Below are 25,058 nucleotides of genomic sequence, written 5' to 3' on the forward strand. Positions count from 1 at the left end.
ATGATCATTACCCTCAGTTCCCTTAAAGGCGGGAGCGGGAAATCAACCTTGGCAATCCATCTCGCCCATGCGATCGCCCTATCAAAGCGACGAGTTTTGTTAGTCGATGCCGATCCCCAAGGAAGTGCTCAAGGCTGGTCAGCCGCACGAGAAGAAAAGCCGCCCTTTACTGTAATTGGGATGGCACGAAATACTTTGCACCGAGATTTGCCTGACATCGCCAAAGACTATGACCATGTGGTGATTGATACGCCCCCACGGGTTAGTGCCCTAGCTCGAACAGCGATCCTTGCCGCTGATTTGGTGTTGATTCCAGTCCAGCCCAGTTCCTACGATGTTTGGGCAGCATCAGAAACCGTCACCCTCATCGATGAAGCCCAAGGATTTAAACCAGATATCAAAGCCGCATTCATCATTAACCGTCGCATTCCCAATACTGTTATTGGTCGTGATGTGGAAGAGGCTTTATCTGAATATGACCTTCCCACACTACCGCAGGCGATCGCCCAACGGGTAGCGTTTAGTGAGTCCTCATCTGGCCATACCGTCATGGAAATGTCGGCGACAAGTTCTGCCTCAAAAGAAGTTTTGAAATTTGCCAAGGACATTTTGAAATTAATGGAGGTTAAAAAATGGTAGCGAAGAAAAGCCGTATTGCTCGAAATCCAAAATCTAACCCAATGCCTCAAGCCGCTGACGAATGGATTAACAAAGGAGGCACAGACCCAGAACTTACTACTAATGAAGCAGTTACTCTCCCACCGTCTCAGCCCGAAGCCCCCGAAGATAAACAGCAGGGTAAAAAATATCCCCATCGAATCAGCTTTGATATGGATAATGCTCAGTACAAACGTTTGAAATACGCAGCCTTTGACGGCGATCGCAGCATGAATGAGATCTTACGGGAAGCCGCTGAAGAGTGGATGAAAGCACGTGATTACTGAACCAAGTGAATAAGTGATTACGTGAGTAAGTAGAGTCGTTTTCTTGAGGAGAACATACAGTTTATGTCACTGGTCTTAGGAACCTGCAGCTTAGAATATCCTCATATCCAGGAGGCACTAATACCGCTCAAGTAAAGCTCTTTTAAAGGTTGTGCTTAAATTTCTATGCCGTATTATGTACCTTTGTTGGAAAAATCCAACTGCGCCATCAAAGAAGATCGGCTAATAATAGCTGCTTTCTAGTCTTTAAGAAAAATCAAGTAATTAAGTAAGCACGTAATCACTTGCTTAGGCTTTCCCAGTCTAATCCCGCACCTTTTTAATTGTCTGAATCTATGGCTGACATCGGGTCAATGTTGAGACTCTCTAAAAGATAGGAAAACTGCGATCGCCGCTCAGGTATTTTATGGCGCACAAAAACCATGGCCATAGTCCTCTGGCTTAAGTTCGGGGGGACGGAAAATATCGTGTCGTCCGCGCGATCGCGCCGATGACGGTTGTCTTTCATTTGAAAAAGCCGCTTTCAGCCGCTTTACCCGTCCCCATGGAGGTTATTGCCTACCTTTTGCCCACTGCCCACCACACCAAATCCAAGTGACCCAGATAGTCCTGTTCCCAAAGGTTACTTGCCGCCAACAAAACAGCTACTTGTTAAACCCACCAAGGTTACTGGTCGGTATAGGCGGAGCGACAGGCTAGAAATAAGGATGCCGCTGATCGCGGCGTAATTACGCTTCCTTTGCCGCGAAAAGGCATTTTAGCAACACCAGTCCGCCGGAGTCCGTTAGCCCGTGTCTTCCTACGTTGGCCTCCTACGTCGGCGATCATTGGCTGTCGGGCAGTTTTTATACGTTGGGGCCTAAGCAAGCTACGTCCCTATCCCGGCGTTTGTGGCGTGCTTTTTTTGTTTCTTGGGCGGCACGTCGCTAGTAGAGAGAGAGGGGTGGGTTGGAGGGGGTAGGGGTGTTCGGGCTTTTTTTACTTGGGGGCTGTTGACTTGTGCCGTAGCCCCCTGTCGCTCGTGGGGCTTTCGCCCCTGCGGGTTTAGATCAGAGTTAGCTGTCTTTGTTCTGCCCAGCTCGACACTTGGCTACCGTCAAGGGGGTAGATTGTCACCTTTAGCCCTTTTTTGATTGCATAGGCGATAGTTCCCCATGTGCCGCTACCGTGCCCGCTGAAGGGTTTAGCCGGGGTGCAGGTTTCCGGGCAGGGTTTGTTAGGGAAGGCGATCAGCTCGGTTGCATCGTTTACCATGCGTTGACTGCGGGCGGCGAACTGCCATCTTTCCCGGCCTTCTACATGGTAGATGGTGAGGTCTGTTTTTCCTGCGTAGTGTTCTGCTACTAGGGCGTCTAGTCCTTTGGCATCTCCCACCCCGACCGCTGGAGGGTTTGCGGGGAGTAAGCTTAGCACTTGTTTGGTTTCTTGTGCAGTTAATTGTCTTGGGCCGCTGAATGCGAGCATAGCTTGTTCTCTCTCTTTACTAGCTACCTCTATATTTTACCTTGTTAACTAGGTGTATTGACTGCTTTGTACATCAGTTTTTCTTATGGGTTATTCGAGTGTTTTTGCTTGTTAACAAGGTAGTTTGCGGCTATAATAGGAGCAGGCAAGGAGGGAGCTTCCACCTTCCCCCCAAGCCCTAACAACCACAACTAGGAGTTAGCTAGTTATGACTGCTTTAGATATTTTACGGCAGCTATCCGAGATGGCTGACCGGACGGCTTATAACACTACGATTGGCCGCTACCAATTCGAGACTAGAGACGAAGAACTTCCGGCAGGGGTTCGGGTTTGCTGGAATACCCGTTACCGTTTCAGCTTTACGGCTGTTACTCCTGGCTATGGTGAGATTTGCGCTGAGTCTGATATGGAATTTACCCAGCCCCTCACCAACGCAGACATCGAGAATGAATGGCGTGACCTTGCCTATGGTTGCAGCTATTTTGAAGCGCACAGTTTAGAGATTAAATATCCCTGCTGTGACCTGTTTCCTTCTGACTGGTTGCCTTACTAGGGGAGGGATTAGTGATGCTTTATTTCGTCCATGATCCTCAGGGCGGCCACTTGACCACAGCCCCCCACCCCGCTGATTTTGCCGAGCCTGTTGTGATTATCCGACGTGGCGATCGCCCGGCCATTGTTGACCACCGCAAAGCGGTAATCGCCCTATTCAAACAGCACCCCAAAAATACAGCGCATATTCCTCTAGAGGATCTGCCCTTTTAGTCACCTGTTGGGGGCACTGTCCCCCACCGCTTCAATTTTTCAAGAATTTTAGGAATTTAAAAATTATGTTGACTCTAACCGATACCCCTCGGATCTATGTGGCTTGCCTTGCGGCCTACAACAACGGCTTTTTACATGGGGCTTGGATCGATGCTGACCAAGACGCTGACAACATCCAAGCAAAAGTACGGGCCATGCTCAAGACTTCCCCGGCTTGGCAACTTGGCGACATTTGCGAGGAATGGGCGATCCACGACTATGAAGGATTTGGCGACATCCAGATCAGCGAATGGGAAGATTTCGAGACTGTGGCCGCTTTAGGAGAGGCGATCGCCAACCATGGCCCTGCCTTTGCTGCTTTTTATAGCGACAATCAGTATGGTGACGTTGCCTCAACGGTTGAAGCTTTCGAGGATGCTTACCAGGGTATTTACGAAGACAAAGAAGACTTTGTTTATTCCCAGCTTGAAGACCTTGGCACCCTAGATGCTTGGGAAAAGGCAGGCATGATGACCTGCTACATCGACTTTAAGGCGATCGCCCGTGATTGGTTTATTACTGACTACTTTGCAGAACCGACATCCAAAGGTCAGGTTTACGTTTTCGCCTACCTATAACCATTACCCCAAAGCCTAGCCCTCCTTGGGGAGGGTTGGGAGGGGTCATATTCACTTCTCAGGAATCACAACGATGAAATATCAAGACTGGCTTAATTTATTGACAACCCTTGAAACCGCCAACAAGCATCTGTATCCCCTGACCCTAGATATTGAAGCAACTATCGACAGCGACATTGTAAAAGTGATTTTTACAGCCCCCAACGGAAAACGCCAGACAGATTACTTCCCAGCCTGTGAAGCTGTGGCGATCACCCAAGAAGTCGCCAACGGGAATCTATTCACAATCATTTGGGACTGGATGGAGTATGGCGCACTCCCACGGGAACAAACCCAAGCACACCTGAACGAACTCCATGCCGAAGATGAACCGAACCGCGCCTGTGATGAAGCCTATCTGATGGCTTATGAGTAACACCCATGCGCTCCTATTAATCCTTAGCCTGCCCTAGCAGGTGAGAAGGAGTCAGTCAGACCCACAAACGAACCATGAACAAACCCAACGCTAAAGCCTTAGCCCAGGAACTTATCAAACTCCGCAACTACATCGAGCAGCACTATTCCCGCACCTGGAATGTAGAACAAGCCCTTGGTAAACCTGGCACCACCCGACTCTACAAACTCTTTGAACAAGCAGAAGAAATCCTATTGGAAGACTAAATATTATGGCTACCACTACGATCCCCCAAACCCAGCGCCCACGTACTCCCGGCGAATGGACATTACAGCAAACCATTGAAACTTTATCCCGACCTATCCCCGATGCCCTCCTAGGTACAAAAGACCGCTCTATCACTTATTTACCCTGGCACAATGCCGTCAAAATCCTTGATAAATACTGCCCTGCCTGGACTTGGGAGATTGTGAAGATGGAAACCACAGGCGATCGCCTTTTCCTCACAGGACGGTTAACCCTGACCGTTGCCGAGGGACGAGTCTACCGCGAAGCCACTGGCACCGAAACCCTCAAATTAGTGAAGCGCACCGGAGAAATTGTCGAACATCCCTATGGTGATCCATCCAGTAACGCTGAATCTATGGCTTTCCGGCGAGCCTGCGCCAAGTTTGGCTTAGGACTATACCTCTATCAATAACGATAAAATTCGACCTGGGGTAAGTCATCAAACTGCCCCATTTCCCCTTGATACAAATGATATGGATACAAGCACAGCTAAAGCCCTTGGTTATGAGTTCACCCACACCGCCCTCACTGAACTCAGCCCAGACGATGACCCCACAGCATTTAAGCGGTTTATCCTTGACCACCAAGCAACTCCCCAAATTCGTAACGTCCCACCCCCAATCAAACAAGCATTCAAGGAAGGCATTCTCGAAGCAATGCTTGAAATCGCATTAGCAGAACACCAAGACGTTTGTGGTGCATGATCCCCGTAGCAGCATTTAGCCCTTTTTGAGTAGGTCACTCAGTCTGCCAAACAGTAGAATAGACTTGTTAACTAGAGGAAAGGCCATGTCACAACTAAACACTCTCCCTAAAAAATTTCAGGAAGTAGCCCGTGCAAAATATGGCGACCTCAAAAAAAATGAAGAAATGCACCCTTCTGTTTTTGGCGTCAGATTGCCTGTGGACATTGCTGAAAAACTACTGAAAGAAGATGGCAGCAAAAATACTCCCTTACTCAGGAGCATCCTTATTGAAGTCATCCGCAATCAGCCAGAGCTCTTTGCGGCGATCCAAGCAAAAGTCGCCAAGCTTGAAACGAAGTAATCAATTGAAATATTCGTCGCTAGTAGTTGCGAACTTACACTAGCCTTGAGTATAAATATTAAAAGACCCCTGTCTTTGAATGTTTTGCGGCATCGAGACAAGGGCAATAAAACTTATATAGATACTAGATACTAGATACTAAATAGATACTAACATGAACAATATTTCTTGTGCATCCCCCACGTCTGAAAAATTCTATAAACTCACTGAAGCTGAGTATCTAGCAGCTCTCCAACTCAAGCCCGCCGAACGCGATTTACTTTTTTATCTCCGCGTTCGTGATCCCTTTGGCGATGGCCTTGAAATCAACGTTGCTGAAATTGCCGAAGCATTAGGCCGACACCGCGCCACAATTAACAGCGCCCTCAACGTCCTCAGAAAACAAGGCTGGTTAGAACATGGCTTCAAAACCGTCAGGACGATCGCCCTCAAAACCAAAGAGGCGATCGCCGAAGCCGTTCAATCAGTGCAAGAGGCCATCACCCCAACCCCCAATCTAAAAACAGATCCCCCAGAAGACCCAAAAAATTTTACGCAAATTCCCACGCGACAAACGAAGTCTCAGGACGACAACTGTCGCGTACAGACGACAAATGAAGTTTCAGGACGACAAGCAAAGTCTCCACACAACAATCAATCGCTAAAACCCAATGATAGCAATACTTCTGAACCTCCTAAGACTTATTCAGACTATATAGACCTTATTCAGACTCTTCCAGAAAAAGAGAGAGAGAAATTTCTCAAATTTTGTGAAAAAAGAGCATCTGCACTACCCCGACCTGTTCAAATGATCGACAAGTGGATTGCTGCTAACTTCGATTGGCTGAAAAACCAGTTCTACAAGACCACTGCTAAAAAGGCAGTAGAGCCACAGGCTGAAGCACAACAAAAACCAAATCTAACTCAAGAACAAGACGATATCGTCAAGGATTTATTAGCCCGGGGCGAGATAGTAAAAGTGTACTATTCAGTGTCACACCATGGTTGGTATGTCCTTTGGAAAGATAACTCTGTGCAGGAAATCCACCGGGCGCTTTCTTGGTATCAAAGCCGTGAATCAGGGGCGATCGCCCAAGGTTTTCAGGACATCAAGAAAATTCTCAAGCAGAAACAAGCGCAATCTCTCGAAAATAGCCGGAAGCCCAAGTCTAAGCCTGAGCCATCAGCACCCGATGGGGAAATTGACCTGCCTTTCTAGTTTCTTAAGGCCATGAGTAAAAAATTTGATTTTTGGGAATGGATTGGGACAATTCCCCCCGAACCCGGGACGCCATTACTCGATTATCTGGAGGATTTACAGCAATGCTCAGGCACTGCGAACTCTTCGGCGGCATTGGGGGATTTTCCCACGCCGTCGCCAAATATTTCCCCAAAACCATCGAAACCACCACCTACTGCGATATCGATGAACAGGCGCGCAGCTTCGCTGTCCCCGGAGGGAGCGCCGTTTACTCGGAATTCTTCCCCAAAGTCACCATTCACAAAGATATCCGCACCTACTACCCCCAACAAAAAGAATTCGACCTCATCACCTGCGGCTTCCCCTGCACTGGAACGTCCCAGGCAGGCAGCAAAACCGGACTCCATCACCCCGAATCAGCACTATGGCGCGAAGGACTGCGTATCCTCTGCCAAGTCCAACCCCAATATTTCGTCTGGGAGCAACCTGTGGGCATTGCCACTAGAGGTTTACGAGCAACCCTTGGGGGATGCCGAATGGCAGGCTATCAAACAACGGGTTTTACAATCGCCGCTAGTGAACTCGGCGCATCCCACCGACGGGAAAGAACGTTTATTATTGCCTACCTTGACCACAGGACAGGGCACGACCCGCAATGCTGGTCAGACGAAGTTAGAACAAAGGCTGAAGCAATTAGGCATTACTCCCCCTGGCTATCAATTCAGCCCAGAGGCGATGGCGATGTACATGGGTTTTCCATGGCATCTCTTCAGCTCAATCACTGGACAACGCTTCACCCAACTGCCTACCTCGTCCCCAGTGGCCTCAAAGGACGTAACGATGTCCGTAGACTTGCCGGAAAAACTGTCACCCCAGCCCAAGCGGCGATCGCTCTCCACTTCGTTGACTGGCACCACCAACAAAAGGCGCGGTAGACCACGGGGCAGTAGTGGGAAAGCCTCTGGTTGTCTAGTCCCGTTCACTGAAGCCCGCCGAGGTAAAACCTATCCCATCATCCAAGGGGAACGGGTACCCAAAGATATTGCCCTCGATTATCCCCATCACTACCGCTGGTTTTATCAATGGAGAGAGTGGCAGGAGAAGCGGCAACGATGGTTAACGAGGTCAAAACGCATCAAGTTTCCCCAAGTCACAGCGGTACATCAATTGATCCAAGCGAATCAAAATGTGGTTCGTATCTTGAACTTTATTGAGACAGGCAGGCTTGAATAATCTGGTGTAAGACAAAAATTCCGGCCTCAATTGCCAAAGTCCGTCCGGTTCTGGATTTGGTGTAAGACAAAAAATAATTAGTTTAGACAGATGAACAACAACGACATTCTCCAATCCTTAATCAACCACGACTCCAAAATCACCCTTTCCCTAGATGCCTTTGAGGTATTCGTGCTCGTTGCCTACCTCCAGACAGCACAACACTGGATTCGTGGTGAAAATGGCCTTGTCGTTCGAGGTCTTGTGGAAAAGCTTATTGCAGCTATCTCCCGGTCAATTCCAGAGGCCGGAAAACTACTTGAGCAAGGGAACCAGCCAGGGGTCAAAATCACCGAAGAGTATTTTGAATAAGGATTTTTGTACTGCATAAAATGCCGTGCAGGCGCGCAGCTTCGCTGTCCCCGGAGGGAACGCCCTTGGCGCAAAATTTCAGGCCATGTTTTTCTGTCCCTTGAAATCAGTGTTCTTTTTTGTGCGCCATAAAATATCAATGAGGCGATCGCCAAGATTCTCAACTAACTTTCCACCTATATCGAGATGAGTGGAAATGCTAAATTCTACTGCTTATGATTTTTCCAGTCGCTATTAGGTTTCTATCCCTGTCCACTGCCATTATCCCTGGGGAGAGTGGAATTATATGTCCACTGTGTTTCCGGTTATCCTTAAGTAGAGCTGGAATTTCCAGTGGAAAGTCCACCGGGAAATGCGGCCATATTATGGATCTATAGAAAATAAAAATTTTTTCATGTACGACCGGCAAGAAGTCCAACGGAAACTGGGTATTGGAAAGTCTCGCTACTACCAGTACCTCAAAGCCACTGGTGTCCAACCGATTAAGCGAGATGGGCGAATTACCATCACCCAAGCGGAACTGGACATTTTATTGGCCTATAAAGAATCCTTGAATTCTCCACTGGAATCTTCGTCGGAAACGACTAAGAAGCCGTTGGAATCTAAAGTGGACACTTCTGACTCAATGCCGGTGGAAAGTCATAATTCCACTGCCATAAATCCAGCAGAATCTCAACTGGAAAGTTTGGGCAATGATGAGGGTAATCACCTGGAGAGTCCAACGGAATCTTTGGCTGAGTCTGATGAAAGTCCAATAGAGTCTATTGATGAGCTTACTAACAGTCCAGTCAATGATTCTAATAGCAGTCCAATGAGTCCAGTGGAAGATACCTCAGATAGTCCACTGAGCCCTGTTTTATATGAAGTAGATGACCTACTTTCTGAGCCTTCTGTAGAGGACTTGGATCTTTCTGACGAGACTGACTTTGATGCTCTCATTCGCATTGCCCAGGCGAAGAAAGCCAAGCAAATTCTTCAGCCGGAATTGGTCATGGCTCACCTGGTTGAGCAGATGACAGAGGACGATCTACCGGAAGATTTACGCCGCAAGATTGAACAGACCCGGAGGGCGATCCGTGACCCTTTAGCCAATCCCGCCGCGATCGCCAGCCAGATCCTTACCAAATATCGCAGCGGGTCAACCCAGAAAACCTAAGTCAAATCATCTCCATCATTCAGGAAGGCCACCATTGTCTTGTTCTGGGGGAAGCGGGTTTATTCGAGGGTCTACCGGAGGCGATCACCGCTGCGGTGGACATTGAACCCTGGGCGATTGTCGCCTACCAGGGCAGCACGAAAACTTTCCTTATGGAGTTGGCCAAGCAATTTCGGGTGGACACCATTGAACCCAAGTACAACAAAGAGGGAGAGGTAATAGGCGATCGCCAGTTGACGGCGGATGAAATCAAGGAGAAGTTAGCCCAGGAAATTGAGAAGGGCAGTTTGCTGATTATCCCAGAAGCGAAACGGTTGCCTGCTTCTATTCGCTATTGGCTAGAAACCCTCATGCGCATGGGTAAGGTGATCGTTGTGGCGATCGCCGTCGCGGTGATTAAGCGCGACATCTACCTTCAAATGCTGGAAGTGGAATTAGAGCGGCCCTCCATCGAGGCAATTCGAGGCGTCATTCTGGAGGAAGCTGAAAAAAATGACTTATCCCTCACTGATCACCAGATCGCCAAACTATTAACCGTTGCTGGCCGGAATCCCTTGTTAGCCCGTAAAGCAGTTAGGAATGAGAAGCTGGGCTTAAATCCAGAGCCGGAGCATAGTCTCTATCTCGACATTAGCCCAATCATCATCTCTGCTTTGATGGCTTTTTCCATCGTCCGGTTTATTGGTCTAGGGACAGGCGATCGCGGTCTCTATGTCATCGGCGGGATTGCCCTGGTGTTGGGCGTTATGCTCCGGCAGATTGGCAAAATCCGAGGGGCGAGGCGCAAATATGGTCAATAAACTTCTCCCCTCTGGGGAGATGCCGATAGGCAGAGGGGGTATTTTTTGTCTTACACTAAACGGGAGGAATGAACCATGATGAGTGTTACCCATGCCATTATTGGCGTTTGTGGCACCACCTTACTGTTGCAAACCGCTGACCCAGTGGTGCTAGGCTTGGCGATTATTGGCTCACAAATTCCTGACCTCGACAGCTCCCATAGCCTGGTGGGTCAGGTTTTTTTTCCTGTCTCCCACTGGCTCGAAGACCGTTACCCCCACCGTACCGTCACCCACTGCCTCTTGTTTAATGCCGTCCTCAGTGCGATCGCCGGAGCACTTTGGTATTTCCTCGGTATCCCCACCCCCTGGGCGATCGCCTTGCCTTTGGGTCACTTTCTCGCCATCTTCTCCGACACCTTTACCAAGCAGGGTGTCCAACTGTTCTATCCCTTGCAAGCCTGGTGCGTCTGCGGCATGAACCCCAAGCGGCGCATGAAGACCGGAGGCAAAGCTGAGTATTGGGTCTTAGGAATCGCTGTTTTGATTCTTTTCCTGAACCTGAATCTATTGAATAATGGTGGATTCCGCGATGTTGCCAGCCGCACCTTAAATCTGCGGGATCACAGCATCAAAGCCTACAATGCCAACGCTGCCCAGTATGCGACTTGGCTTCATGTGGAAGGGGTTTGGGCCACTGACCGTAGACCAGTCAATCAAACATTTTTCATCGTGGCCGAGGACAATGGCTATCTCGTCACCGATGGCCAGGGCGTTTATAAGGTAGCTGAGAATGGCGATATTATTCCCACCCTCGTTCGCCTTGATATTCGTAATAAACAGACCACTGAAACCTTTATCCAGGGTTTTAATGATGAGCCGCTAGGGGAAGGGTTAGGGGCGATCGCCCAGCGTTATTCCAACAGTCTTATCCTGGTTTCTGGTAGCGTCACCATTGATTTTCCTGACGAACTGCCCAGTTCTTTACCCCCAGAGGTTCAGGTCTACGGCACCAGGGTTAACCTCACCTATGCTGACTTGAATCAGGCGATTTCAATTCTCCAAGACCAATGGGCGATCGGCCAGCTTGATTTTAAGGTGTTTAGCCCTGCTCCCACTTTTCTGTCCTGAAAAAGATGAGTGGTAATCTTAAAAGAGCAAGGATAAAAGCTCAAATGAAGAGAAAGGCTATATTATCCTAGTTGCAAGGCAAGCAAAATCATAAATACCGTGCCCATGGTCGCCAGTTTGTTGAGCGTTCTCAGCAAAAGCTCATCTCCCAAGAAACTAAAAACCTCATCGATAGCTTCTCCTAGAGAACATCCCTCTAGCTCGCATTGCCTGTGTCTCTGATGTTTCAGAGTCCTGGCTCTAAGGTACGTCAACTGGGAATATAAATCCAGGCCTCAAGAAGTTCAGAGCACATCAAAAAAAGGCAAATTGACGATTCAGTGTGATGAGATGTGGTCATTTGTAGGAAAATAAGGGCAATAAGCAATAGGTTTGGTTAGCGATAGATCTGAGTACCCGCGAGACGGTGTATATATTGGTGACTGCTCAGAGAAAGGAGTAAAAAGATTACGGGATTTTTGGGCAGCATATGCCTGTGCCTTTCCCAGTAAGTTTCACCAAGTGGTAGAAAAAGAGACGGGAAAAACCAATTATATTGAGCGTTTCAATTGCACGATGCGTCAATGAATTTCAGGATTGGTGCGGAAGAAATTATCCTTTTCTAAAAAGCAAGAAGATCACGCCGGAGCGATTTGTTTTTTTATCCATCACTACAATACATCCTTATCTCTTTAGAACTACCTATTTTCTTTTTCCTTTCATTCAAATTTTTGTATTTTTTTAATCTCACTAATACGATTTAATGAATCTTGAAAATCAGAAATTTTGTCTTGTTGCTTATAGAGATTAGCAGATTTATTATAGTCATTTAAAGCTTGTTGATAATATTTAAGATGAAGATAGGCATAAGCACGGTTAAAATAAGCATCTGCATCGTTACTTTTTAATTCAATCGCCTTATTTAAATTTTGAATGGCATTCTGATAATCTCCTGTCATAGAAAGGGCAGCTCCCAGATTAAGATATGCATTGTTTGAACTAGGATTGAGTATTATTGCCTTCTCAAAATCATGGATTGCATGGCTTATTTTTCCATAATTGAAAAATGTCATTCCTCTCTCAATATATGTATCAGAATCTCCGGGATTTATATCGATAGAGATGTTGAAGTTTTCAAGAGCTTTTTCATAGTTTTTTTCTATTTTAGAATAAAAAACGCCTCGATTATGGTAGGCAAGCGCATGATAAGGATTGAGAAAATTTGCAACATTAAATTTTTCCATTGCTGCATTAAAATTTTCTAGACTATACTGGTAGCAACCTTGATCAGAACAAATATCAGCTTCTCGATTACTGGGCTGAATTTTCTTGAGTTTTGCCCATGCTTGTTCAAACATAGGCATATTTTTTTCTTCTAAATAAAGCTTAGTTTGGCGCTGTAAATTTTGAATGGTAAGGTATTTTTCAGGAACTTCTTTTTGAAAAACTAGCTTATCAAAAACTAATTCAAACCTTAGGGTTGATCCATCCTCTATTCTATAAGCAATCTGTTCTGTGGAGTCATAGTGCCACCCCGGTATATAACCTTCTAGTAATGCTCTACTTGCTCTAATTTTGCCATCTTTTCCTAAGGATGCAATGCCAATATCACATATATGTTTCTCAATATGATCTGCAATAGTAAATGATTTTTTTTGCTTTTCAATGCTTTTAATGTAGCTTAAAGCATTCTTGGAGTTTTTTTGTTTTTTCTTATTCTTTGCTTTACGTTTCATTGAAGTTAACCTCTTATTTGATATTTTGACGACAGGCTTTCTGAGATTTTTCTATTACTTTTCCTACAAGAAAGCATATTAAAAACACTTAATGTAGACGATTCAACGGCGATGAGTAAGAATTAATTAAGTTTTTATGTATTAACTGAACTATATCTGATTCAAATAGCAACAGCATCTAGCTTGACATACAATGATTAATTGTAAAGTCTATATTAGAGTATTAGAAGCCGTCTCTTTATAAAAGTTGACAATATATGATAACTCTAGGTATAGCACAAAAAAACTGAAAGGGTTGTGCAGAGGGAAAAAGGGGATTAGATGAAAAGCTAACGACAGACAACAAAGCATCTACCCTCATGCATTAGATTAAGCAATTAAAAACAATTCTGGGTAGTTCTAAAGAGATAAGGATACATTATAGTGATAGATGAAAAATCCAATCTTTCTGATAGGACTACCAGATGAATTTAACGCCTAAGCTCAAGTGAAACTTCAAAACTACACCGCCGTTCAGTGATCAGACTATATATACTTTTGCTTGGATATAAGGAATCAACAAAAGAGTGCATTACATTTCATTGGTGTACTCTACAAGATTTACTGATCTGGTTTTGCAACTTGCATTTTAAACACTGGAGAACTCTTAATTACTTTGCCGCTTGAATTTCTAAACCTAGCGGTATTGAGAGGTCTCCCTAAAGTCTTCAAATATGATTCGTTTTCTTCACCAGCAGCTAGAGACTGCATTTGACCATAATGATATGACAAATTAGGATCGGAATGATACTGTTTTCCATTGTGCATCTTTGGATATAGAAATGCGCAAATTTTTATGCATGAAAAAGCCATGCGATATTCCCTGAATAAACACAAAAGTTTTGCAAGTCCGTACCATAGCATGAACCAAGTCTGGTTCATGCCAAATACTTGATCATAGTACTTAAATGCTTGATTCAGGTCTCCATTTCTTTTCGACATGATAGATTTGTCAACTAGACTCAATAAGTCACTGGAAATTTTAGTTAAATCAGATATTGACTTGACTTTATTGAGAATATAGCTAGCAGACTCTTCTTCATTATCAACAGCATTTTCAATAAATTGCCAGAGTGTGCTTTCTTGAACTGATTTGTATTTGTGATGCTTTGGAAGTTCTTGCTCAAAAGCACCTCCTTGATTCAGATAGAAGTCAAGATTTTTAAAGTACTCCGCCCTGTCGCCGTAACAGGTATAATTCTCTTCTTGCCAGATATTACTGACTGGTTTAGGTTTTCCGTAATTAGGATCTAACTTCTTACGCCGTTTTGCTTCTCCCATAACTTATCTCCTAAAGTTTTTACATCTTAGTTTAGTCAACTCTACCAGAATCTTACCGCAGACTTTCCTTACAGAATGGCGATTAGGAAGCAGATAGACCATTTGCAGACTCCTGAATATCATCTAACTCAATCCGCAAACGTTTCCCAACGATCGCCGCTGCCTTTTCCATAGTCTTCAGCGTCACCGAGGTATTTTCAGGATCAAGCAATCTTTGTAAAGAAGAACGGCTTGTCTTCATCGAAGCTGCCATCTGAGAACGACTTAAGCCTTGTCTTTCCATTTCCTGACTTAGTTGCCAAGCCAATACCCGCTTGAGGGCTAAAGCATTAACTTCGGCCAGAATGCCATCTTCTTCTAACAGGCCATCCAAGGAAGAACCGATACGCTGATTGTCTGTCATTTTGTTGCCTCCAGGTTACTCTTTCGTTTGAGTGCTAAATTAAGCTCCTGCTGTGGGGCCTTCTGCGTTTTTTTAATGAAGCCATGCAGTAACACCATTTGCCCTTCAAAGATGCAAAACAGAACCCTAGCAATCTTGCCCCCAGGAAGACTAGAGCGCACCTCATAGAGTCCTTTCCCCATAGGGCGACAAGTCGGCATTCCAATTGGCCAGCCATATTCAACTGTTTTGATATCAGCACCGATGATTTTTCTTTCCGATTGCTCAAGCTGCTGTAGCCAGTCCCGCACAGGCTCATTACCGCTTTCTGTTTGATAGAACCGGGCAGATAAACGTTTTGCACTCATATCGACTATTGTATCTTTTTTGGTACAGTTGCAACCAATTATCTTCTCTTGCGAGAGGTGGCTGAAAGCCGGAGGGGGTTTCTCCCCTCTGGGGAGATGTCGATAGGCAGAGGGGGTATTTTTGTTTTACACCAAACCAACGCGCCCTTAGAGAATCGTGAATTTCCCTTGAATTTCACCGTAAATTGGCATAAGAGAGGATTAGGTTGCTGTTTTGTGATTTTTTGTCTTACACCAGAAAATGATGCTAAATTTTGCCGCACAAAAACTAAAGCCCAGTGAACCCATCCGCTACCTGTTTTCGGTGATGGTGATTTTTATGAGTTTCGGTGCCTTTCTCCTCCCCCTCGGTTCCATTGCCCAACAGCAACAGGATGACGAGCTGGAGGTAACTGAAGAAATCGCCAACAGTCCTAGCCGCTATACTTTCAATGTCAAACTGACTGAACTCGATGACCTCAAGGTAAAGGAAGGGGACACCGTAGAAATTAACCAGGTCATTGCCGATCGCCCCCAGGATCGAGATCGCCTTCTGGTGGAAAAGCAAAGATTACAGTTGGCGATCGCCCGTCTCGAAACCCTTAAAGTCACACCACCCTTGGCCCCCCGTGCTGTTCCAATGACTCCGGAATTGCCCCCGGTCAGCTACGAAACCCACAAAGCTAATATCGCCCAAGCCACTACCAAATTAGAATTAGCCAAATTGGCGATCGCCGACCAAAAATCCCTCATTGAAGAAATTGCCCAGCTCAATGAGCCTTTGCTTGTCACCCACGAGAAAGCCAAGCTCGAAACCCTTAAAATTGACCAACAAACCGCCGAATTAGAACTCAACAAGGCGATCGCCAACCTCAAGGATGCCCAGGCCCAGCGGCAGCACCAGGAATATCTCTCTTCCCTGGCAATCGCCGAACGTATCGAACGGTCTAACGCCAATGCCCTCGCCTACCAGCAACAACTTCAGGAGTTCGAGAACCAACAGCGCATCCGCGCCTACCAACTCAGTGACCTCAACACCAAAATGGCCGATGTGGAAAATCGCCTCACTCAAATTTCTACCGTCCGCAGTCCTTACCCTGGCACTGTGCGCCGTATCAGGTGGCTGGAGCAGAGCGAAGGCACAATTAACGCCGAAATCACCCTACGACTTGGCGACCCTGACCCAATGCCAGATCGAGAATGACCCCGACCTACAAGTTATTGTCCAGGCTAAAAATGTGGAAGCATCTCGCCTTGAAAATCTTGAAGCTTCTGTTGACTACCAACGCGATCGCCGCTGGACGACTTGGTTAAACCCCAATCCCATCGGTATCATTCAAAATCTCTTTGGGGGTGGCGATCGCCAACGCGCCGAAATCCAAATCCGCACCACCGAAGCCCAAGCCGATGCCAGTCGCCTCAATTTAGTAGAAGCTGATATCAGAACTGAAATGAGAAGACAGGCGATCGCCGACCAAATCCAAGCCGACCTTGATCAACTGGCCCAACTTGAAACCGAACTCACCGCCGAGCAAAAACGCCTTCAACTTTTTGAAATCTACTTCCAGCGTGGCCAGGGTAGCCCTGCCGAATATCTCAATTTCCAGAATCGTTTGGCCCAACTAACCGCAAAAAAAGAGAACCTAACCGCAAAGATTAACGATATTTGCGAAGATGAACAGTAGAACAAAAACACTGACAGACTTCCTTGGGTATCCAACAGCCCAAGGATTTTTCATTTTTCCCCTAGTTCTTGAAATATCGTGCGCCATGCGCGGTTTATAAACACATCGCTCTACGCCGCGAAGGGCACGTGCCCCCAAGGGGGCTTTATACTGGCGAACTTGCATACTCCCGAAAAGTTCACTGCCTCGCCACAGGTTATTGAGGCCACACAGGTTTTTTATTTTCCCCGCTAAATACCCGCTACAAAGCCTATACCGAGCTGCGGCGCTGATATTGATTTCGGTCTGGCCCCATGCGCGACTTCCAGAGGCACGGTTGCTGGTGTATTGGCGAGGTTATTTTCCGCGCGGCCAGGGTGCATTTTTCTCGCGCACTCCGGGCTTTCCGCTGGTCGTTACTGAATTGCCAAAGGCTACTGAGCGGGGGAAGAAACCCGTGCGGTGTGGCCGCGTTGTTGTTTTTTGGGGGTTTTGCCCGTGTTTTTGTTCTGTTGGTTTCTCGTTTCTGTCTTGTTTCTCGTTGTCTTTGGTCGTTCTGGTTCGGCTGGCTCGGCTTCTGGTGTTTCTCGTTCGGTGCCCGTGGTTGTTTCCGGCCCTGCTTGTTCTCTGGCGGTGCGGGCGGCTGTCGTTCCCTCGTCTTGTTGCCTGCTGCTCTCTCGCTCTGGTCGTCCGCTTTCTGGTGGGGCGTTGTCGGCCCGGGTCGGTCGGCTCCGTCGTGCTGGGGTTCTGGTCTAGTTGACTTCGGCGAGCTCAGTCGAGTCGTCGTTCTGGGGGTTCGCCCCCTTTTGTTTTTTGTCCTTTCGTTGCTGAGGTTTTTGTCGTGATTCGTCGTTCTTTTTCCGTTGGCCGTTCTGGTTCCCGTGTTCTGGTTCCGTTCCGCCGTGTTTCTGGCCTTGCCCTGTCCTGCGGCTGTGTTGGTTGGTCGGTGCGCGGCTCGTTCCGGGCTTTCTCTGGCTCGGTGGTCTGGGCTGAGTTCGCTTCCCCTGGTGCTGCGGCTCGGTTCGGGTTCCGGGCTTCCCGCTTGGTGGGTGTTCCGGTCTGGGTGCGTCCCGGGGTCTGCTCTGTCTCTGGCCCGGTCTGGGTTGTTTCGGTTCCTGTTTCTCGCTAGTTGTTCTGCTGGGGGCTTCGCCCCCTTTTTTTTGACAGTCTCCCTAGATAATGGAGAGAGTCAATATTGCAGCATCCATGAGAGACATCAAGTGGGCGATCGCCTTAGCCAAATCAATCATCAAGCATCCCATCCGAGCTATCCCTTTATTGATTGGCATCGGCCTAGTCTTTTTTGGCGCACAAAATTACGAACCCCCCACGGAACCCAACGAGGCGCAAAACTCTGCTCCAACTCAATCCCAACCGACAGACTCCCAAGGTGCAACTGCCCCGCAAGCGGCGATTGCCCAGAATAATCCTTGTCCTGTGCATCTTCCCAATGGTTTACCCACCGGAACGCCAGCCACTAATGACCTAGTGGTGCGAGATATCTACTGCCTCAGTTCAAACGACCGCAGCAAGTTTGCTGATTGGGTTGCCTTCCGCTTAGACCGAGCCACCATCACTGGCAGTTCTGACCAAGACCGGGAATGGGAAGCAGATCCCAAAATTCACCGTGATGAAACCCTCGAACCCGAAGACTTTCGCGGAGCCTACAAATGGGGTAACTACGACCGAGGCCACCTAGCACCCTTGGCATCATTCCGAGGTAAGAACTGGCAGCAGGTGAACTATCTCAGCAACATCACTCCCCAGAAAGCTGCCTTGAACCGAGGCACTTGGAAAGAATTAGAAGACTATGAACGGGATTTAGTACAGGAATACGGTGAGGTTTATGTGATTGTTGGCACTGCCTATGATAATCAGCCCCTCAGCCTCATCAATGCCGACGAGCCTAACGATATTCCTGACTACTTTTGGCGCATTATTCAATATGGAAATACTACTGAAGCTTATCTGCTTCCCCAAGAAACCCCGAGTAGTACTGATTTCCGTCAAGGCAAAACGACTGTTCAGGAGATTGAGCGGTGGACTGGTTTGAATTTTGGCTTACAAAAATGATGGTATATATGCTGCCTTTGAGGCATGACTATCCATATTGTCACTGAATATGAGTCTCTCCTACATCAGGTAGATGTTATGGGAGAACCTTGATTAATTCTTTTTTGAGGATTTTTAGGAGCTGAAACAACGAGGATGCGTTGACGATGCCAGGAAAATTTCTATTTTTCGAGGTGCTCATTAATAAGATTGACCTTATATCAATTGGTCGTTCGCATTAAAGTGTTTGACTAAGATTGTTTTTAGGGTAAGCTTAAAATAATTAACTCATGTCGTTCTCAATACGACATTTTTTAAAACTAAATAACTTGCAACTATCATATAGATTTCCGTTGTTGATCCTGCGACGGTGTATCACCCGGTCTACTTAAAACAAGTGTAGACAATTGTAACTTTACTATTCAATAATGCTACGATTAGACACTCGTAAATGCATATGCGTCAAAGTAAGTATAGGGTTGCAAGTTGTTAGTTTTTTTTATCTTTTTAGGTAAATGCCGAATCAAGTTAAAAATAAAAATTTATTCTACAAGTCGAAAGGAGAGTTTGCAAAAAATAACAAAACTCTTGTTAAAAGTTTTAGAAGTTTGCAGACTCCCCAGAACGTAGCTGTTTTGTTAGATGTTGAATATGATAAATTGATTTATCATATATATTCTTCTAATGTAGATGAACGCTATAAAAAATTTGAAGTATATAAAAAATCAGGTGGTATTCGTACCATTACAACACCTGTTACTTCGTTGAAATTTATTCAATGGAAACTAAATCAAGTATTAAATGCTGTTTATCAACCTAAGCCTGCTGTGCATGGCTTTACTTTAAATAAAAATATTTTAACTAATGCGCAAGCTCATGTTGGTAAAAGATTTGTTTTAAATCTTGATTTGGAGGACTTTTTTCCATCAATTAATTTTGGTCGAGTACGTGGTCTTTTTATGGCTCCACCTTATCAATTGCCAGCAGGTGTGGCGACGGTATTAGCTCAAATTTGTTGCTATGATAATCAGCTACCGCAAGGTGCTCCTACGTCGCCGATTGTGAGTAATATGATTTGCGCCAAAATGGATACTCAGCTCCAGCGTTTGGCGAAAGAATGTCGAGCTACTTATACGCGTTATGCTGATGATATTACTTTTTCAACAACTTTACGTGAGTTTCCTGAAGATCTCGCTTATCCCGTTAAGACAGAAGAGGGTACTCAATTTGTTTTAGGTGATCATCTTTTACAAATTATCGCTGAAAACGGTTTCAAGATTAATAATCAGAAAACTCGACTGCAAACTAAAGGTAGTCATCAAGAGGTAACTGGTCTTACAGTTAATCAGTTTCCTAATGTAAAGCGTACTTATGTTCGTCAAATTAGGGCAATGCTTTATGCTTGGGAAAAATTTGGCTTACAGCAGGCGTCACAAGAATATTATTTTTTTTATAAAGATTATAATAGACTTCCACTAAAGTTCAATAATAAAAGCTCAGAAGATGACTTTGTCCAAGTAATTAAAGGAAAAATTGAGTATTTGGGTATGATAAGAGGGAAACAAGATTCTATATATAGAAAATATATTTCTAAATTCAATTATCTAAAAAATTATAATGGAAGATAAAAACCTTATCGAAGAAGTAGAAAAAATAAAAAAAATAATTATTCTATTTTTTAGTGATTCTATTTCTTTTTGGAAAAAATCTAATTTTGACTATAGTAAAAATTTAGAGCAAGAACTACATTTACTAAATGGCAAACATGAAAATGATATACCTAATGGAATAATAACGCAAAAAACAACAGCTGAAAATACTTTAAGGAGACCTAGGCATCCCTCAAACGAATTATTTGTTTTTACTCGAATAATGGAAGATGCCAAGATTAATATATTATATCCAAAGGCATATGAAGAATTGTTGACTGTTCAATCCGATCTTATTAGAGCCTATCAAGATGATAATAAGAAAGAAGTTCTGACTGAATTTAGGGTTATGCTAGAAAGTCTAATGTTAGTTACTCTCGACTATGGATTATCCATTAAAGAACAGAGTTTTATTAGAGCATTTAAAAAAATAAAAGGCAATCGTCATCTAACGTCAGATATCTTTGTTGAAATTAAAAAAGGTGCAACAAATAAAGAAAAAAGAATACCTTATAACAATACTTATTTTCTTTTGTATGAAGTAGCCGAAGAATTATTTGAAACTAATATAAATATAGCTTTTGAAATGTTGCTTGAATCAAGGTTTAGGGATTTTTATTCTTGTAAGCCTGATATAAAATTAAGATATGAAAGATTTAAGGAAATCATGTCTGGTAGAAACCATAGAAGTCACACTAGGATTGATGGTTTACAGATATTAAGAAAACAAGGCTCTAGAAGATTCACTAGAAATGAAAGAAATAGAGAGAGATTTCATAAAATGGTACAAAAACGAGATTTTTATGCACTTCTCAGTAATGATGTACTATGGTTTCTGAAGGAAATTGTAAAATATTTTCTTTCTAGGCAATAAATGATTGTTCTTTTTTTGATTGGTTCTCCGGCATCGGGTAAGTCGTTTATTTCTAAATATTATAAAAAAATAAATCAAAACTCTTATATAGTATCTACTGATTGTTTGAGATTTGACTTATTTGGTAATGAAAAAATACAAGGTAAATGGTCAGTAATTGAGAGGAAGATTTTTAAAGAAATTCAAGACAACATAGCACAAGGAAAAAATATTATCTACGACGCAACCAATGCCAAACGAGCTTGGCGTATGTCATTTATCTGTAAACTTAGAAAAGTCATAGAGCAAGAAATAGATATTATTGGTTGGCACCTCAAGACTCCCTTGGATGTTTGTAAAACTTGGAATAAAAAACGCTCTCGGCAAGTCCCAGAGGAAGTGATTGAAGAATATTACCAAGCCCTCAAACAATTCCCACCCATTGCCGCTGAGGGATTTACCGCCGTCTATGACGTGCCCTATAGAGATGGTTCGCTTGATCTTTCTGTGCTTGATGAAAAATTGGCTAAACTCAGCAAAACTCAGACTAATCGCCGCAATCGGACTCAACACCGAAAAATTGAATACCATCAATATTCTCGTCTCCTAGACTTTGAGCGTCTGATGTACTTAATCAGCCTGCTCATCCAATATCCTGGCCTAGGGAACCTACAGCAAACCGACCCAGAAACCCTGAAAAACATCAGCGGTATCCCAGAGACATATACTCAACCTATTGAGGAGATTGCTGCTGTTCTCAGTCAAACCCAGCATCCAATCTATGCAGATAGTGAAGCTTTACAACAGGATTTAGACTGGCTCACTGCGAACCAACTAATGGGAACCGGTGTAGTCAGTGGTTCTTTGCAGCTTCAAACCATTGAATTAACAGATGAAGAGGCAACACATCGCTACTCGGATCGTGAACCATTCACTCGGTTAATCAGTACCATACGTTTCATCCTACATAATCCCTTTTTTTATGATCCTAGTCTCGGCAGTCTACAGACCCTAGTAGAAGCAATGGAGAGCCAAAACATTGTGAACTTTGATTCTTCTAGTAATATCCGTAAAGATATTGAAAAGGTGCTTAAACCTTATGGTATTTTACCCAACCGACCGATGAAAAAAGGCTACTGTATTGGTACAGGTATTCTGTCAGAGAATGACCTGCTTGAGGTTTTTCAATTACTCCAGGCCCAAGTACAAAGTCTAGAAGATCCCCTTGCCTTAGAGCTTTACCAACGGTTTCAGGAACGTCTCAGTAATCTGGGACAGTCGCCCCAAAGTCCCTATCCGGTGCGAGCCATCCATAACCGAAACATCGTGGACTTAAGTCAACTATCCGCCACTGCCCTACCGGCGAGGATTCAAGACGTAGAGCGAGCGATCAGTACAGGCAGAGCTTTAGAACTTAGTCGAATTCCCCATGGAGGACGCTTTGCAAATACCCCAAACTCCAAAGGTATCTTTAGTGCCTACCCAATTCAAATCGTGTTTTACGACATTGCTTGGTATCTGGGATTTGAAATCCTAACGGGAGACGAAATTGGTCTACTGTCCTTTGAGCGGATTGATCGCCTTCAACTTTTGCGAGAACTCCCCCAACAACGTCCTACGAAAGAACGGGACTTAGCCCTGAAAAAACTAACCAAGCTGATCAAGAGTAGCGGCAGTATCTTCATCGGCAATCGGGTAGCTGATCAGAAGAAGTACCTAAGTCAAGAGCAAGGCGTCAAAAAAGAGGTAGAAATTACTGTTGAACTGCTATGCACAGAGAAAATTTTCCGCTTTATCAGCGAAGGAAATCAACGTTTCCCGAAAAGTCAGATGAAAATGTCGGCTCGGATTAGCGGCTCTACAGCTAACCGGAACAAAGCACCATATACTTTGCCACGGTCATCTGATAAAACATATCCCCATCGGTTTCAGGTCACCTTGCCTAAATGGGCCTTAGATGACATCAACCTCCTGCGCTGGATTGTGGGCTTCGGCAAGCAAGTAAAAGTTGTGAACCCCCCAGACTTAGTGAATACCGTTAAAAGCCATGGAGAAGGGATCGCCAAAATCTACACGGTAAAATCGTAAAATTCGTCATTCGCATTAAACTGCCTGACAGGTCATTTTTTCACCCCTACACTGCAAAGAGTCAGTCACAGGGAGACCGAAAGATGAAACTGAATCAAGCGATGAAGGCAGTAATCGACGCAACCATTGCGAAGCAATATGAGCAGCAAAGCACCTGTGAGGTATGGCGAAAAACAGTGATGCGTAAAGATGATTCCGCCCAGCGCTATCACATCCTACGTCAGGGTAAAGCAGACTTTATGGCTGGAGAAGCAGGGCTGAGTCCATTACAGACGGTCATCCTATATTGTCGCCACTATATGCAGATGCACCTAGCCAGTAGCCGCTACCTGTTTAAGCTATTCAGCATGGCAAAATCAACCGTTGACTACCCTTTACATACCGACGGGGTAACAATGATTGACTTCGGTTGTGGCCCCATGACCTCTGGTCTGGCCTTAGCTACTCATATCCAGGAGCTCCATCAGAAAAAAGCCACCATCAACTACATCGGCATCGACCACTCAGCCGCCATGCTGGAAATGGCAGCAGTCTTTAGCGATCGCCGAGAACTCTTTACCACTGCCTCTAATTTTCAGTTCCAGCAAAAGTGCCATCATGCAGAAGAGCTCATTGAAATGATCAATCACCTGGAAAAGGACGGCCCAAAATCCACCATCATCCTCAACTTTTCCTACCTATTTGCGAGTGAGACCTTAGACCACAAGCAGTTAGCCCATACCATTAATGGACTACTGAAATATTTCGGAGAAAGAAAGATTGTTTTTTTCTTTCAAAATCCCCCAGGAGATTACTTAAATAAAAAATGGATTCTCTTCAAAGAAGAGTTAGCTTTTAATCTGGAAAGTACCACAAACCAGATTTTGGTACCTTACTACGAATATCAATTTTTCAAAACAAATAAAGTAGATGTGCCAAAACGAGCGATAAATCTATACTACGAAATCCTAAGAAATTACTAAATCTAACAAATTTAAAATGGGGGATAACAATATGAATTCTAACCTTAATAATCAGCAATTAGAGTTGTTTGCATCGGTCACAATCAACAAGCCTCAAATACCAGGATTACAATATATCGAAGAATTTATTGATAAACAGACAGAACAAGAACTTTTAAACCTAATCGACCGGCAGAGATGGTTGATGGATTTAAAGCGTCGCGTCCAGCACTATGGGTATAAATATGATTATAGAACTAAGAAAATTGACTATTCGATGTACCTGGGCATTCTACCTGATTGGTTATTTCCCATCATTGAGCAAATGGTTTCTTTAAACTTAATTTCTGAGATTCCAGATCAGGCGATTATTAATGAATACCTTCCAGGTCAAGGGATCACGTCCCATATTGACTGTAAACCCTGTTTTACTGATACGATTGTCTCTCTGAGTCTGAACTCACCCTGCGTGATGAACTTTGACTGTACCGTTAACGGTGAGCGGCAATCAAAATTACTCAAACCTAGAAGTTTAGTCATATTACAAGGAGAATCCCGGTATCTTTGGAAACATGGCATTCCACCTCGTAAGAGTGACCAGTGGGAAAATCAGAAAATTATGCGCGATCGCCGCATATCCATCACCTTTAGGAAAGTGATTGTTTAGAGAATGAGCTTGTCAAGGATTATAGGCAAAA

Annotated in this window: 32 protein-coding genes and 1 pseudogene; 28 read left to right on the forward strand and 5 right to left on the reverse strand. The window is 44.8% G+C overall.

Features of this window, described 5'->3' with window-relative positions:
- Together parA and AACQ84_RS14715 are read left to right on the forward strand one after the other, a co-directional pair.
- On the forward strand, positions 1–639 hold a 639-nt coding region (gene parA / locus AACQ84_RS14710; RefSeq protein WP_012308507.1), incomplete at its 5' end, for a ParA family partition ATPase.
- 41 nt (positions 640–680) lie between these two features.
- Positions 681–944, forward strand: coding sequence for a hypothetical protein (locus AACQ84_RS14715; RefSeq protein WP_234991463.1), 264 nt, complete (start codon positions 681–683; stop codon positions 942–944).
- Between the two features lie 1,044 nt (positions 945–1,988).
- Here AACQ84_RS14715 and AACQ84_RS14720 read toward each other — a convergent pair.
- Positions 1,989–2,357 (reverse strand): hypothetical protein, encoded by a 369-nt coding sequence (locus AACQ84_RS14720; RefSeq protein ID WP_156785483.1) that lies wholly within the window; start codon positions 2,355–2,357, stop codon positions 1,989–1,991.
- 259 nt (positions 2,358–2,616) lie between these two features.
- Here AACQ84_RS14720 and AACQ84_RS14725 point away from each other — a divergent pair, with 259 nt between their 5' ends.
- The 16 genes and pseudogenes from AACQ84_RS14725 (at position 2,617) to AACQ84_RS14800 (ending at position 12,024) form a co-directional block, all read left to right on the forward strand.
- Positions 2,617–2,961, forward strand: coding sequence for a hypothetical protein (locus AACQ84_RS14725; protein ID WP_012308509.1), 345 nt, complete (start codon positions 2,617–2,619; stop codon positions 2,959–2,961).
- Positions 2,962–2,975: 14 nt separating this feature from the next.
- Positions 2,976–3,173 carry a hypothetical protein gene (locus tag AACQ84_RS14730; protein WP_012308510.1) on the forward strand — a complete coding sequence of 66 codons (198 nt, stop codon included), beginning with the start codon at positions 2,976–2,978 and terminating at the stop codon, positions 3,171–3,173.
- A 65-nt stretch (positions 3,174–3,238) separates the two neighbouring features.
- Positions 3,239–3,790, forward strand: coding sequence for an antirestriction protein ArdA (locus AACQ84_RS14735; RefSeq protein ID WP_012308511.1), 552 nt, complete (start codon positions 3,239–3,241; stop codon positions 3,788–3,790).
- Positions 3,791–3,863: 73 nt separating this feature from the next.
- Positions 3,864–4,205 carry a hypothetical protein gene (locus tag AACQ84_RS14740; protein WP_012308512.1) on the forward strand — a complete coding sequence of 114 codons (342 nt, stop codon included), beginning with the start codon at positions 3,864–3,866 and terminating at the stop codon, positions 4,203–4,205.
- 74 nt (positions 4,206–4,279) lie between these two features.
- Complete coding sequence (locus AACQ84_RS14745; RefSeq protein ID WP_012308513.1) at positions 4,280–4,450, forward strand: hypothetical protein; 171 nt, start codon at positions 4,280–4,282, stop codon at positions 4,448–4,450.
- A 5-nt stretch (positions 4,451–4,455) separates the two neighbouring features.
- The gene (locus AACQ84_RS14750) at positions 4,456–4,884 is read left to right on the forward strand and encodes a DUF1071 domain-containing protein (RefSeq protein ID WP_012308514.1); all 429 of its coding nucleotides are present in this window, start codon (positions 4,456–4,458) and stop codon (positions 4,882–4,884) included.
- A gap of 61 nt (positions 4,885–4,945) precedes the next feature.
- Complete coding sequence (locus tag AACQ84_RS14755; protein WP_012308515.1) at positions 4,946–5,176, forward strand: hypothetical protein; 231 nt, start codon at positions 4,946–4,948, stop codon at positions 5,174–5,176.
- A gap of 85 nt (positions 5,177–5,261) precedes the next feature.
- A complete protein-coding gene (locus tag AACQ84_RS14760) occupies positions 5,262–5,519 on the forward strand; it encodes a hypothetical protein (RefSeq protein ID WP_012308516.1) in 258 nt (85 codons plus the stop codon).
- Between the two features lie 154 nt (positions 5,520–5,673).
- Positions 5,674–6,717, forward strand: a complete 1,044-nt coding sequence (locus AACQ84_RS14765; protein ID WP_012308517.1) for a MarR family transcriptional regulator — start codon at positions 5,674–5,676, stop codon at positions 6,715–6,717.
- A gap of 104 nt (positions 6,718–6,821) precedes the next feature.
- Positions 6,822–7,634, forward strand: coding sequence for a DNA cytosine methyltransferase (locus AACQ84_RS14770; RefSeq protein ID WP_012308518.1), 813 nt, complete (start codon positions 6,822–6,824; stop codon positions 7,632–7,634).
- Positions 7,540–7,932, forward strand: coding sequence for a hypothetical protein (locus AACQ84_RS14775; protein WP_143589467.1), 393 nt, complete (start codon positions 7,540–7,542; stop codon positions 7,930–7,932). The genes AACQ84_RS14770 and AACQ84_RS14775 overlap by 95 nt, the downstream gene beginning before the upstream one ends.
- A gap of 90 nt (positions 7,933–8,022) precedes the next feature.
- On the forward strand, positions 8,023–8,283 hold the full coding sequence (locus AACQ84_RS14780; protein ID WP_012308519.1) for a hypothetical protein: 261 nt from the start codon (positions 8,023–8,025) through the stop codon (positions 8,281–8,283).
- Between the two features lie 394 nt (positions 8,284–8,677).
- The gene (locus AACQ84_RS14785) at positions 8,678–9,439 is read left to right on the forward strand and encodes a hypothetical protein (RefSeq protein ID WP_041444079.1); all 762 of its coding nucleotides are present in this window, start codon (positions 8,678–8,680) and stop codon (positions 9,437–9,439) included.
- A gap of 95 nt (positions 9,440–9,534) precedes the next feature.
- Complete coding sequence (locus AACQ84_RS14790; RefSeq protein WP_143589468.1) at positions 9,535–10,239, forward strand: hypothetical protein; 705 nt, start codon at positions 9,535–9,537, stop codon at positions 10,237–10,239.
- 75 nt (positions 10,240–10,314) lie between these two features.
- Entirely contained in the window at positions 10,315–11,349 is a 1,035-nt protein-coding gene (locus AACQ84_RS14795; RefSeq protein WP_012308522.1) for a metal-dependent hydrolase, read from the forward strand.
- A gap of 71 nt (positions 11,350–11,420) precedes the next feature.
- Positions 11,421–12,024 (forward strand): annotated as a pseudogene (locus AACQ84_RS14800) (IS1 family transposase).
- A gap of 23 nt (positions 12,025–12,047) precedes the next feature.
- On the opposite strand, the gene AACQ84_RS14805 reads toward AACQ84_RS14800, so the two are convergent.
- From AACQ84_RS14805 to AACQ84_RS14820, 4 genes are all read right to left on the reverse strand, one after another.
- Entirely contained in the window at positions 12,048–13,064 is a 1,017-nt protein-coding gene (locus AACQ84_RS14805; protein WP_012308524.1) for a tetratricopeptide repeat protein, read from the reverse strand.
- A 600-nt stretch (positions 13,065–13,664) separates the two neighbouring features.
- Positions 13,665–14,384: a hypothetical protein gene (locus AACQ84_RS14810; RefSeq protein WP_012308525.1), complete on the reverse strand. Its 720-nt coding sequence runs from the start codon at positions 14,382–14,384 to the stop codon at positions 13,665–13,667.
- Between the two features lie 82 nt (positions 14,385–14,466).
- Positions 14,467–14,787, reverse strand: coding sequence for an XRE family transcriptional regulator (locus AACQ84_RS14815; RefSeq protein WP_012308526.1), 321 nt, complete (start codon positions 14,785–14,787; stop codon positions 14,467–14,469).
- On the reverse strand, positions 14,784–15,134 hold the full coding sequence (locus AACQ84_RS14820) for a type II toxin-antitoxin system RelE/ParE family toxin (RefSeq protein ID WP_012308527.1): 351 nt from the start codon (positions 15,132–15,134) through the stop codon (positions 14,784–14,786). Before AACQ84_RS14820 ends, AACQ84_RS14815 begins: the two co-directional genes overlap by 4 nt.
- A gap of 241 nt (positions 15,135–15,375) precedes the next feature.
- On the opposite strand from AACQ84_RS14820, the gene AACQ84_RS14825 reads away from it, so the two are divergent.
- The 10 genes from AACQ84_RS14825 to AACQ84_RS14870 all read left to right on the forward strand — a co-directional run bounded on the left by AACQ84_RS14825 (position 15,376) and on the right by AACQ84_RS14870 (position 25,027).
- Complete coding sequence (locus AACQ84_RS14825) at positions 15,376–16,317, forward strand: hypothetical protein (RefSeq protein ID WP_012308528.1); 942 nt, start codon at positions 15,376–15,378, stop codon at positions 16,315–16,317.
- Positions 16,283–16,798, forward strand: coding sequence for a TolC family protein (locus AACQ84_RS14830; protein ID WP_041444083.1), 516 nt, complete (start codon positions 16,283–16,285; stop codon positions 16,796–16,798). The genes AACQ84_RS14825 and AACQ84_RS14830 overlap by 35 nt, the downstream gene beginning before the upstream one ends.
- A gap of 477 nt (positions 16,799–17,275) precedes the next feature.
- Complete coding sequence (locus tag AACQ84_RS14835) at positions 17,276–17,533, forward strand: hypothetical protein (protein WP_143589470.1); 258 nt, start codon at positions 17,276–17,278, stop codon at positions 17,531–17,533.
- Positions 17,534–17,618: 85 nt separating this feature from the next.
- Positions 17,619–17,906, forward strand: a complete 288-nt coding sequence (locus AACQ84_RS14840) for a hypothetical protein (protein ID WP_143589471.1) — start codon at positions 17,619–17,621, stop codon at positions 17,904–17,906.
- A gap of 77 nt (positions 17,907–17,983) precedes the next feature.
- Entirely contained in the window at positions 17,984–18,850 is an 867-nt protein-coding gene (locus AACQ84_RS14845) for a DNA/RNA non-specific endonuclease (RefSeq protein ID WP_049761769.1), read from the forward strand.
- A 494-nt stretch (positions 18,851–19,344) separates the two neighbouring features.
- A complete protein-coding gene (locus AACQ84_RS14850; protein ID WP_071819522.1) occupies positions 19,345–20,457 on the forward strand; it encodes a reverse transcriptase domain-containing protein in 1,113 nt (370 codons plus the stop codon).
- Positions 20,447–21,352, forward strand: coding sequence for a hypothetical protein (locus tag AACQ84_RS14855; RefSeq protein ID WP_012308533.1), 906 nt, complete (start codon positions 20,447–20,449; stop codon positions 21,350–21,352). Before AACQ84_RS14850 ends, AACQ84_RS14855 begins: the two co-directional genes overlap by 11 nt.
- A complete protein-coding gene (locus AACQ84_RS14860) occupies positions 21,353–23,419 on the forward strand; it encodes an ATP-binding protein (RefSeq protein WP_012308534.1) in 2,067 nt (688 codons plus the stop codon).
- Positions 23,420–23,502: 83 nt separating this feature from the next.
- Complete coding sequence (locus AACQ84_RS14865; RefSeq protein WP_012308535.1) at positions 23,503–24,381, forward strand: class I SAM-dependent methyltransferase; 879 nt, start codon at positions 23,503–23,505, stop codon at positions 24,379–24,381.
- 31 nt (positions 24,382–24,412) lie between these two features.
- Positions 24,413–25,027 carry an alpha-ketoglutarate-dependent dioxygenase AlkB gene (locus tag AACQ84_RS14870; RefSeq protein WP_012308536.1) on the forward strand — a complete coding sequence of 205 codons (615 nt, stop codon included), beginning with the start codon at positions 24,413–24,415 and terminating at the stop codon, positions 25,025–25,027.
- The last annotated feature ends 31 nt before the right edge of the window (positions 25,028–25,058 follow it).

It is taken from the genome of Picosynechococcus sp. PCC 7002, assembly GCF_963860125.1.
GTDB lineage: Bacteria > Cyanobacteriota > Cyanobacteriia > Cyanobacteriales > MRBY01 > MRBY01.

Excerpts from the sequence above, each read along its gene's own strand:
- AACQ84_RS14715 (WP_234991463.1), top strand. The coding sequence starts at position 681 with ATGCCTCAAGCCGCTGACGAATGGATTAACAAAGGAGGCACAGACCCA.
- AACQ84_RS14725 (WP_012308509.1), top strand. The coding sequence starts at position 2,617 with ATGACTGCTTTAGATATTTTACGGCAGCTATCCGAGATGGCTGACCGG.
- AACQ84_RS14730 (WP_012308510.1), top strand. The coding sequence starts at position 2,976 with ATGCTTTATTTCGTCCATGATCCTCAGGGCGGCCACTTGACCACAGCC.
- AACQ84_RS14735 (WP_012308511.1), top strand. The coding sequence starts at position 3,239 with ATGTTGACTCTAACCGATACCCCTCGGATCTATGTGGCTTGCCTTGCG.
- AACQ84_RS14740 (WP_012308512.1), top strand. The coding sequence starts at position 3,864 with ATGAAATATCAAGACTGGCTTAATTTATTGACAACCCTTGAAACCGCC.
- AACQ84_RS14745 (WP_012308513.1), top strand. The coding sequence starts at position 4,280 with ATGAACAAACCCAACGCTAAAGCCTTAGCCCAGGAACTTATCAAACTC.
- AACQ84_RS14750 (WP_012308514.1), top strand. The coding sequence starts at position 4,456 with ATGGCTACCACTACGATCCCCCAAACCCAGCGCCCACGTACTCCCGGC.
- AACQ84_RS14755 (WP_012308515.1), top strand. The coding sequence starts at position 4,946 with ATGGATACAAGCACAGCTAAAGCCCTTGGTTATGAGTTCACCCACACC.
- AACQ84_RS14760 (WP_012308516.1), top strand. The coding sequence starts at position 5,262 with ATGTCACAACTAAACACTCTCCCTAAAAAATTTCAGGAAGTAGCCCGT.
- AACQ84_RS14765 (WP_012308517.1), top strand. The coding sequence starts at position 5,674 with ATGAACAATATTTCTTGTGCATCCCCCACGTCTGAAAAATTCTATAAA.
- AACQ84_RS14770 (WP_012308518.1), top strand. The coding sequence starts at position 6,822 with ATGCTCAGGCACTGCGAACTCTTCGGCGGCATTGGGGGATTTTCCCAC.
- AACQ84_RS14775 (WP_143589467.1), top strand. The coding sequence starts at position 7,540 with ATGTCCGTAGACTTGCCGGAAAAACTGTCACCCCAGCCCAAGCGGCGA.
- AACQ84_RS14780 (WP_012308519.1), top strand. The coding sequence starts at position 8,023 with ATGAACAACAACGACATTCTCCAATCCTTAATCAACCACGACTCCAAA.
- AACQ84_RS14785 (WP_041444079.1), top strand. The coding sequence starts at position 8,678 with ATGTACGACCGGCAAGAAGTCCAACGGAAACTGGGTATTGGAAAGTCT.
- AACQ84_RS14795 (WP_012308522.1), top strand. The coding sequence starts at position 10,315 with ATGATGAGTGTTACCCATGCCATTATTGGCGTTTGTGGCACCACCTTA.
- AACQ84_RS14805 (WP_012308524.1), bottom strand. The coding sequence starts at position 13,064 with ATGAAACGTAAAGCAAAGAATAAGAAAAAACAAAAAAACTCCAAGAAT.
- AACQ84_RS14810 (WP_012308525.1), bottom strand. The coding sequence starts at position 14,384 with ATGGGAGAAGCAAAACGGCGTAAGAAGTTAGATCCTAATTACGGAAAA.
- AACQ84_RS14815 (WP_012308526.1), bottom strand. The coding sequence starts at position 14,787 with ATGACAGACAATCAGCGTATCGGTTCTTCCTTGGATGGCCTGTTAGAA.
- AACQ84_RS14820 (WP_012308527.1), bottom strand. The coding sequence starts at position 15,134 with ATGAGTGCAAAACGTTTATCTGCCCGGTTCTATCAAACAGAAAGCGGT.
- AACQ84_RS14825 (WP_012308528.1), top strand. The coding sequence starts at position 15,376 with ATGATGCTAAATTTTGCCGCACAAAAACTAAAGCCCAGTGAACCCATC.
- AACQ84_RS14845 (WP_049761769.1), top strand. The coding sequence starts at position 17,984 with ATGAGAGACATCAAGTGGGCGATCGCCTTAGCCAAATCAATCATCAAG.
- AACQ84_RS14850 (WP_071819522.1), top strand. The coding sequence starts at position 19,345 with ATGCCGAATCAAGTTAAAAATAAAAATTTATTCTACAAGTCGAAAGGA.
- AACQ84_RS14855 (WP_012308533.1), top strand. The coding sequence starts at position 20,447 with ATGGAAGATAAAAACCTTATCGAAGAAGTAGAAAAAATAAAAAAAATA.
- AACQ84_RS14860 (WP_012308534.1), top strand. The coding sequence starts at position 21,353 with ATGATTGTTCTTTTTTTGATTGGTTCTCCGGCATCGGGTAAGTCGTTT.
- AACQ84_RS14865 (WP_012308535.1), top strand. The coding sequence starts at position 23,503 with ATGAAACTGAATCAAGCGATGAAGGCAGTAATCGACGCAACCATTGCG.
- AACQ84_RS14870 (WP_012308536.1), top strand. The coding sequence starts at position 24,413 with ATGAATTCTAACCTTAATAATCAGCAATTAGAGTTGTTTGCATCGGTC.